7 protein-coding genes and 1 pseudogene are annotated in these 8431 nt (G+C 70.5%); 4 read left to right on the forward strand and 4 right to left on the reverse strand.

What is annotated here, in order from left to right; translation table 11 throughout:
• A partial coding sequence (locus tag ABZ260_RS40415; protein WP_355628197.1) for an adenosylcobinamide-GDP ribazoletransferase occupies positions 1-389 on the forward strand: 389 nt, incomplete at its 5' end.
• A gap of 156 nt (positions 390-545) precedes the next feature.
• Here ABZ260_RS40415 and ABZ260_RS40420 read toward each other — a convergent pair.
• From ABZ260_RS40420 to ABZ260_RS40435, 4 genes are all read right to left on the reverse strand, one after another.
• Complete coding sequence (locus tag ABZ260_RS40420) at positions 546-1469, reverse strand: CPBP family intramembrane glutamic endopeptidase (protein ID WP_355628200.1); 924 nt, start codon at positions 1467-1469, stop codon at positions 546-548.
• Positions 1470-1522: 53 nt separating this feature from the next.
• Positions 1523-2518, reverse strand: coding sequence for a DUF1648 domain-containing protein (locus ABZ260_RS40425; RefSeq protein WP_355628203.1), 996 nt, complete (start codon positions 2516-2518; stop codon positions 1523-1525).
• A gap of 41 nt (positions 2519-2559) precedes the next feature.
• Positions 2560-3915, reverse strand: coding sequence for an RNA-guided endonuclease IscB (gene iscB, locus ABZ260_RS40430; protein ID WP_355628206.1), 1356 nt, complete (start codon positions 3913-3915; stop codon positions 2560-2562).
• A gap of 329 nt (positions 3916-4244) precedes the next feature.
• Positions 4245-4589 carry a GntR family transcriptional regulator gene (locus tag ABZ260_RS40435; protein ID WP_355628209.1) on the reverse strand — a complete coding sequence of 115 codons (345 nt, stop codon included), beginning with the start codon at positions 4587-4589 and terminating at the stop codon, positions 4245-4247.
• Positions 4590-4697: 108 nt separating this feature from the next.
• Here ABZ260_RS40435 and ABZ260_RS40440 point away from each other — a divergent pair, with 108 nt between their 5' ends.
• The 3 genes and pseudogenes from ABZ260_RS40440 to ABZ260_RS40450 form a co-directional block, all read left to right on the forward strand.
• Positions 4698-6242: a leucyl aminopeptidase gene (locus tag ABZ260_RS40440; RefSeq protein ID WP_355628212.1), complete on the forward strand. Its 1545-nt coding sequence runs from the start codon at positions 4698-4700 to the stop codon at positions 6240-6242.
• Positions 6243-6439: 197 nt separating this feature from the next.
• Positions 6440-7819 carry a dihydrolipoyl dehydrogenase gene (gene lpdA, locus ABZ260_RS40445; RefSeq protein WP_355628215.1) on the forward strand — a complete coding sequence of 460 codons (1380 nt, stop codon included), beginning with the start codon at positions 6440-6442 and terminating at the stop codon, positions 7817-7819.
• Between the two features lie 36 nt (positions 7820-7855).
• Positions 7856-8260: pseudogene (locus ABZ260_RS40450) on the forward strand (biotin/lipoyl-containing protein); the annotation flags it as partial.
• Between the last annotated feature and the right edge of the window lie 171 nt (positions 8261-8431).

The following is an 8431-nucleotide window of genomic DNA, read 5'->3' on the forward strand; positions in this document are numbered from 1 at the left end:
GCGTCGCGGTGGGCATGACCGTGCTGGTGCTCGCGGGGTCGGCCGCGCTGCTCTTCCTGCGTGACGCCGGCGCCCTCGATACCCGGTCGCCCTCTTCTCCGCTCCTCGGCCCTTATCAGGACGACCACGGGCTCACCTCGGGGATCGACTCGCTCTCCGGCTCCGGGGGAACCGCACTGGCCGGCCTCAGCGACCTTGTTCCCGGGCTGGGGAGCCTCTCCGCCTCCTGGGGGCTCCCGGCGGCCGTACTCCTCGGGTTGCTGGCGGCCTGGGTGGTGCGGCGCAGAGCGGTGCGCCGGCTCGGCGGCATCACCGGGGACGTGCTGGGAGCCCTGGTCGAGATCACCACCGTCACGGCACTGCTGGTGAGCACGGTACTCGTGAGCTGACCTTCCGGCCTCGTCCGGCCGTGCCAGCCCCTGCTGACCTGCCTGATCCGGCGGACCCGACGGGCTTGACCAGAGCAGCCGGATTCGGTGAATCGGGCGGACCTGACAGCGGAGACTCATCGGTGAGGGCACCAGGAGCATTCCTCTCCTCGGATCTCAGCCGGTGGTCTGGGGCTGTGGCTCGATCGGCCAGCGTTTGATCACCAGCGCGAAGACCGCGGCCAGCAGCGCCGAGCCGACCAGCCCGGTGATCCCCGCGACGGCCAGATTGGGCGGATCGGCCGCGTTACCGATGAGCAGGGTCAGACCCGCGGAGGCGTTCAGGGAGCCGTGCCCGACGACCGCGGGCCAGACACTCCCTGAGTAGAGACGGAGCCAGCCGAGCAGTGCCCCGAAGACCACGCAGAACACGATGAACATCGGTGCCGCCCACGCCCCCAGCTCGGGGTAGTTGTATCCGCGCAGGGTGAGCGGGAAATGCCAGACTCCCCAGATCAGCCCGGAGACCAGGAGCGCCCGCCAGGTGCCGAGCGTCATCAGACGGGGCAGCAGCCAGCCCCGCCACCCCCACTCCTCTCCGAATGCCGCGATCGAGTTGATCAGCGGAGCGATCAGGAGGATCGACACGACCTGTACGGCCGCCAGGACTCCTGGCTCCACCGGGAGCGATCGGCCCGGAGAGGCCGCCGCCAGGCTCTCGCGGAACAGGCTGAGCCCCCACAGGTCGACGGAGAGCAGGCCGAGGGCGGCGCTGAGCGCGATCGCGACGACTACCAGCAGAGGGGTCCCGAACCAGGCCAGCGCGACGAACGCGAGCGTGCGCCCGCGACGCTCCCCCGTCCACAGACCGGTCCGCCCGGCCCACTCACGCCAGGTGGTGGCGGGTTCCCCAAGCCGCCTGCCCCAAAGCCGGACGGCGAGGACGCCCAGCGTCGGGGTGAACATCATCGCCACCCCGATCGCCGTGAACACGGGCGCACCGATCTGCGCGCCCGTCAGCCAGAGGGGAAGGGCGAACAGCCAGGACAGGCCGAACGTGACGAGCAGAAACAACCACAGATCAGTGGATCGGCGGGGCATGAGACCAACTTCCAATGCTCGGTTTCGGGGGACAAGGTCCGCGAAGGTGGAGATCAACGGGCTCCTGGACCGGTGGACGCCCTGGCCACGAGGGTGTTCAGCAAGGCGGCGCCATTCTCGGCGTCGTCGATCGAGACGGCGAGGCGACCGCCGGAGACGTAGCCGATCACAAGGCACTCCCCACCGCGGAGCATGACCGTCACAGCCCCCGGCAGGCCCCGAATGCCCCACCCTCCGACATTGGACGGGAACAGTTCCTCCGACCAGGCCCGCTCCACTTTCGCGATCGGGATGCGCTTGCGGGGCAGGCGGAGCGGCCCGTAGAAGAGCACGACGCCCTCCTCGGTGACCTGCACCCGCACCGAACTGAAGGTCACGGCCACCAGGCCGGCGAGAAGCGTGATCACCGCAGGGGTCCAGAGCATCCCGTCGCCGCCGACCAGGGCGACGACCGCGAGCCCCGTCCCCACCGCCAGGACGGAGCCGCCGATCGCGGCGAGCAGTCCGCTGCGCACGGAGGAGACCCACACAGCGCGCTGGCCAGGGCGGAGCGGGAACCTCCGGGAGGTGGCCGCGGCCCGCTCCGGCTGGTCGTCGGGTCCCGGACGGGCGGCGAGACCACCGAGCCAGCCGCCGAGCACCAGCCCTGCGACCGCGAGCAGCGCGGTCCACCCCAGGTGACCGGCCTGCCGCCAGTCGGGAGCGTCGAGGTTGGCCGCCAGCGTGACCGCCTGCAGCCCCAGGAAGAACAGGCCCGTGCCGCCCAGCAGGGCACCGAGCGCCATGCGGCTCGCCCTGCGCCTGAGCGTCGTGGCGTTGACGAGCGCGGCCACGCAGGCTCCGCCCCCGATCAGCACCCACATGCCCACCTCGAACAGCAGCGAGGCGGTGAACGACATCGAGCGGTCGGGGGCACCGGACGGGCCCCAGTGCATGGCGACAGGGTCGGGCATCCGCTCCCGGAGCATCAGCGGTGCGACGATCAGGGTGGCGGCCACCAGCGCGAACCAGGCTGCGGCCGTGGAAAGGAAACGGGCTCGCAGGCCCACGTCGATCACTCCTTCAAAGGACCGGGTCCCGGACCCGGTCATCAATTACCTCTAGCGTGGAGACCCGGTCCTTCAGGACCAGGAGGAAACGCCGCACGGCGCCGCGTTTCTGGGTGGGTGGTGTAGCCGTAGCCGTCTGCTCGTTGGAGCAGGCGGATGTGGCGGTGGTGGATTCCCTGCACGGTGCCGTGCCGGGTGGTGATGTTGAAGCTGCCGGTGCTGCGGACCGCGACACGGCCGCAGTGGACACCGGTCTTCTTGCCACTCGGTACGACGGCGCGGACCAGGTCGCCGGTGGCGAACCCCTTGACCTGCTTGGTCCGGGGCAGTCGTAGCCGGGGAAAGCCGTAGCGGTCGGTGCGGGTACGGGCGTAGGTGCCGCGCCCGGTCGCCGTGACCACCAGGACCGTCGAGGGCCAGGCGGTGACGCCTCCCAGGTGGCCGACGTGCAACGCGTCAAGGGTGTGCGACTTCGGCGCCTGGGTGAGGGAGCGGTTCCACTTCGTGCGGCCACCGGAGGAGGTGTGAACGGGCAGAGCGGTCGCCACCAGGGCCCGCCATAGCGCCCACCTGGTGGTGTTGACGGCGGCGGCGTCTCGCAGCGGAGCCTTCGCCTGCCGGAGGATCTTCGTCAGGAGGGCGGACCTGCCTTTGAGGAACTCCTCGATCGGGGTGGCGTTCTTGGCCTGGTTGCAGCCGATGCACGCCAGGGTCAGGTTGCTGATCCGGTCCGAGCCGCCCCGGGAACGCGGGTGGATGTGGTCGAGGTTCAACGGCACGTCCTGTTTGCCGCAGTACGCGCACGCCCGGCCCCACTTGGCCAGCAGGTATTCGCGGACCTCGTACCCGGCGAGGGTGCCCTGCTGGTACTCCACCCCTTCGAGCGGCCGCCCGGCCGACAAGGCGTGCGTGTCGAACGCGACCCGCTCCACGTGCACGGCAGTGACCGGCGCCCAACGGGTGAGCCGGGTCACCCATGACATGGTGGTGTCGACGCGGTGTCGCAGCGATGGCGCCAGCCACCCCTTCGGCTTGGTGCGGTTGGAGAAACGGGGCGCGCGGTAACGCAGGTTTTTACTGCGGCGCCGACGCCGATACCGCGAGCGGGCGGTGAGCTTGTCGCGGATCGCCCCGCCCCGGTGGTCGAGCTGGAGCGCATACCTCCCGGTTCGGCTCCCGTCGCGGTCGGTGAACACCGCCAGGCCGGTGTGCTTGGAGCCGGGGTCGATACCGACCTGTACGCCTGCCACGACGGAATCAGCTGCCGTGCGGTCCTTCAGTCGGATGACGAACGGGGTATGCCGGTGAACCACAGCCCGGCCGGAACGGAGGAGTTTGCGCGCGTAGGCAGGGCTCGTGGGTTGCACCGGCCGGCCGCGGGAGTCCAGGACGAACACGGCCGGGTGGGCTGGACTGCCCGCTCCCTTCCCGGCCGAAGCCGGGTCGGGGTGACGCCGAGTAGACCGGGTGCCGGCCTGCTCGATCTCCCCTCGCCCAGGTTGAACACCAGGTACCGCCAGGCGGCGGTGTCCGTGAGCCGTTTCGTGCCCACCCTCGGGCGTGTCTGCTCCCACGGATTCGAGAGCCTGGGGCTGAGGAAGCACCCCAGGGTCGGTCTGCGATCTTGTGTTCAACGTGGCCATCAAAACGCACCTCCTTGAGTGATGGCCAGGGCTGGTCAACGCGGGGCTTGTAAAGCGCATCGCTGCACCTCAAGCCCCCTCCCTCAGGAGGGGGTCGTTGACGACAGTTCCCTGATGAGTTCGATGACGTCGTCGTGCCGGTAGCCGTACTGGACCGCCTCGGCGAGCAGGGAGCGCAGCTTCTCCTCGATGACACTGCGCGGGTTGGGGCGGCTGAGCACGCTCACGCCGCGGCCGCGACGGAACTCCAGCACCCCCTCGTCACGCAGATCCCGCAGGGCACGCAGCACCGTGTTGGCGTTGATGCCCAGCGCGGCGGCCAGATCGCGCGCCGGTGGGAGCCGGTCTCCCCGGGCGTAGGACCCCTCGGCGACGGCACGCCTGATCGCCTCGGCGACCTGCTCGTGCAGCGGCCGAGGATCGTTCATATCCAGGGTGAGCAACATAGTGCTATCGACATTAGCACCATCTCTCTCGATGGTGCCACTCCCGGTAGCACCATCGGACGACGCGATTCGTAGGACGAACCCTCGTTTATGAGTACTGCGCAAGCCCGACTAGCATCGGCTTGTGTGACCACTGTGCGGCTGACCCCAACTGACAATGCTGTCTCGTTCGATACCGACGCACTGGTCGTCGGCGTCCATACCGGACCGGACGGCCTGCTCCCCGCTCCCGGGGCCGACGGCCTCGATCAGGCTCTCGGCGGCAGGCTCACCGCCACGCTCGGCAGTGTGGGCGCCAAGGGGAAGCCCGGCGAGATCTCCAAGATCCCCACTTTCGGCGCGCTGACCGCACCCCTGCTGGTCGTCGTCGGCCTGGGCGACGTCCCCGAGAACAGCTACGACGCCGAGGCCCTGCGCCGTGCCGCGGGCACCGCGGTCCGTGCCCTGGCCGGCACCGGCCGGGTGGCGCTGGCCCTGCCCACCACGAGCGCCGAGCACGCCGGCGCCGTCGCCCTGGGCGGCCTGCTCGGCGCGTACTCCTTCACCAGGTACCGGACCGCCGACGAGCCGAGCGCCCCGGTGGCCGAGCTGGCCGTGCTGACCGACGCCGAGGGCGCCGAGGCCGCGGTCGGGCGCGCCGGCACGCTGGCCGAGTCGGTCTCGCTCGTCCGTGACCTGGTCAACACCCCGCCTTCCGACCTGTGGCCCGCGCGCTTCGCCGAGATCGCCGAGCAGGTGGGCGGCGAGGCCGGCCTGTCGGTCGAGGTCCTGGACGAGAAGGCGCTCAAGGAGGGCGGCTACGGCGGCATCGTCGCCGTCGGCCAGGGGTCGGCGAACCCGCCCCGCCTGGTGCGCCTCGCCTACAGCCACCCCGAGGCCGAAAAGAAGCTCGCCTACGTCGGCAAGGGCATCACCTTCGACTCGGGCGGCCTGTCGCTCAAGCCGTCGGCCGCGATGGACTGGATGAAGTCGGACATGGGCGGCGCGGGCGCCGTCCTCGGCGCGATGCTCGCGATCGCGAGGCTGGGCCTGAAGGTCAACGCGGTCGGCTACCTCTGCCTGGCCGAGAACATGCCGAGCGGCACCGCGCAGCGTCCCTCCGACGTGTTTACCAGCTTCGCGGGCAAGACGGTCGAGGTGCTCGACACCGACGCCGAGGGCCGCCTGGTCCTGATCGACGGCATCGCCCGCGCCGGTCAGGACGACCCCGACGTGATCGTCGACGTCGCCACGCTCACCGGCGCGCAGATCGTCGCGCTGGGCTGGCGGACGGCGGGCGTCATGGCCAACGACGACGACCTCCGGGCCGAGATCGTCGCGACGGCGGGCGCGCAGGGCGAGGCCGCGTGGCCCATGCCCCTGCCCGACGAGCTCCGCAAGGGGCTCGACTCGCCCGTGGCCGACATCGCCAACCTGCACCCCGAGCGTTTCGGCGGGATGCTCACGGCGGCGATCTTCCTGCGGGAATTCGTGCCGGACGGTGTCCGTTGGGCACACATTGACATGGCCGGTCCCGCCTTCAACAAGGGAGAGCCGCACGGCTACACGCCGAAGGGCGGTACCGGGGCGGTCACCCGGACGCTCGTCGGCCTGGCCGAGCGCTACGCGACCGGGTCCGCCCAGGCGTCGGCGTAGCCGCGCATGCGGGTCACAAGCAACACAGACAGATGAAAAGATGCGGTTGTCGGTGCCGGGCCAAGGGCGGGCACCGACTGGGCGCCGAGCCGGGTCAGGCGGCGGCGTGGATGCGATCGAGGATCCGCGCGGCCGGCCAGGGCACGGAAGGGGCGCGACCGTGAACACGGTATTCCAATCCGACAAGGAGCTTTCCTGTGGCTGATGGCAGCGGCCCCTACGACATCGTCGTCCTGGGGGGCGGTAGCGGCGGGTATGCCTGCGCTCTGCGGGCGGCCGAGCTGGGCAAGACGGTCGCGCTGATCGAGAGAGACAAGATCGGCGGCACCTGCCTGCACCGGGGGTGCATTCCCACCAAGGCGCTTCTGCACTCCGCGGAGGTCGCCGACGAGACGCGGGAAAGCGCGACCTACGGCGTCAAGGCCCGTTTCGAGGGCATCGACGTGCCCGCGGTCCACGCGTTCAAGGACAAGATCGTCAATCGCGCCTGGAAGGGCGTGCAGGGCCTTCTCAAGAGCAAGGGCATCACGATCATCGAGGGTGAGGGCCGTCTCGCGGGCCCGAACCGGGTGTCTGTGGGCTCCGAGATCTACGAGGGCCGCAACATCGTGCTGGCGACCGGCTCCGCGCCCAAGTCCCTTCCCGGCCTGGAGATCGACGGCGAGCGTGTCATCACCAGCGAGCACGCGCTCAAGCTCGACCGGGTGCCCACCTCCGTGGTCGTTCTGGGCGGCGGCGTCATCGGCGTGGAGTTCGCCAGCGTCTGGCGCTCCTTCGGCGCCGAGGTGACGATCGTCGAGGCCCTGCCGCACCTGCTGCCGCTGGAGGAGGAGTCGAGCTCCAAGCTGCTCGAGCGCTCCTTCCGCCGCCGCGGCATCAAGCAGGAGCTGGGCGTCTTCTTCGAGGGCGTCAAGACCACCGACACCGGCGTGGTCGTCAGCCTGGCCAACGGCAAGACCCTGGACGCCGAGCTGCTGCTCGTCGCGGTCGGCCGCGGCGCGGTCTCCGCGGGCATGGGCTTCGAGGAGGCGGGTGTCGCCATCGAGCGCGGCACCGTCACCGTGAACGAGTTCTGCCAGACCAGCGTGCCCGGCGTGTACGCGGTCGGCGACCTCATCCCGACCCTGCAGCTCGCCCACGCGGGCTTCGCCGAGGGCATCCTGGTGGCCGAGCACATCGCGGGGCTGAACCCCGTGCCGATCGACTACGACGGCGTGCCGCGGATCACCTACTCCGATCCCGAGGTCGCCTCGGTGGGCATCACCTCCGCCCAGGCCAGGGAGCGCGGCCACGAGATCGTCGAGTTCACCTACGACCTCGCGGGCAACCCCAAGAGCCAGATCCTGCAGACGCAGGGCGCTGTCAAGATCATCTCGGCGAAGGACGGTCCGGTGCTCGGCGTGCACATGGTCGGCCGTCGCATCGGCGAGCTCGTGACCGAGGGGCAGCTGATCTACAACTGGGAGGCCCTGCCCTCCGAGGTCGCCCAGCTCATCCACGCCCACCCGACCCAGTCCGAGGCCGTCGGCGAGGCGATGCTGGCGCTGGCCGGCAAGCCGCTCCACGTCCACAACTAACGTAAGCCCTCACTCGGAACGCGAGAGAAGACACCAATGCCGAAGTCCGTACAGATGCCCCAGCTCGGTGAGAGCGTCACGGAGGGCACCGTCACCCGTTGGCTGAAGAAGGAGGGCGAGCGCGTCGAGGCCGACGAGCCGCTTCTCGAAGTCTCCACCGACAAGGTCGACACCGAGATCCCGTCTCCGGCCGCGGGCATCCTCACGAAGATCGTGGTGGCCGAGGACGAGACAGTCGAGGTCGGCGCCGAGCTCGCCGTCATCGACGAGAACGGCACCGAGGGCGCCGCCCCGGCGCAGGAGGCGGCCCCCGAGCCGGAGCCCGAGCCCGAGCCGGTCCCCCAGCAGCAGGCACAGCCGGTCTCCTCGATCCCGCAGCCCGCCCCGCAGGCCCCCGCCCCGGCGCAGGCCCCCGTTCCCGCGCCGGCCCCGGCACCGGCCCTCCAGGTCGTCCAGACCTCCCCGGCCGCGCCGCCGTCCCCGATCGCGACGGCACCGGCCGCCGAGCTCGAGAGGATGCCGGAAGGTCGAACCAGACGCCGGTTCCGATCTGCCCGGTGCCGCACAGCCGGGTCCAGCGCGCCCCGCAGCGCCCGGAGGTGAACTCCTCGA

This window comes from Streptosporangium sp. NPDC006013, from assembly GCF_040614275.1.
Lineage (GTDB): Bacteria > Actinomycetota > Actinomycetes > Streptosporangiales > Streptosporangiaceae > Streptosporangium.

Coding starts and splice junctions, on each gene's coding strand:
- ABZ260_RS40440 (WP_355628212.1), top strand. CDS start 4,698: ATGAGTACTGCGCAAGCCCGACTAGCATCGGCTTGTGTGACCACTGTG.
- ABZ260_RS40435 (WP_355628209.1), bottom strand. CDS start 4,589: ATGAACGATCCTCGGCCGCTGCACGAGCAGGTCGCCGAGGCGATCAGG.
- ABZ260_RS40420 (WP_355628200.1), bottom strand. CDS start 1,469: ATGCCCCGCCGATCCACTGATCTGTGGTTGTTTCTGCTCGTCACGTTC.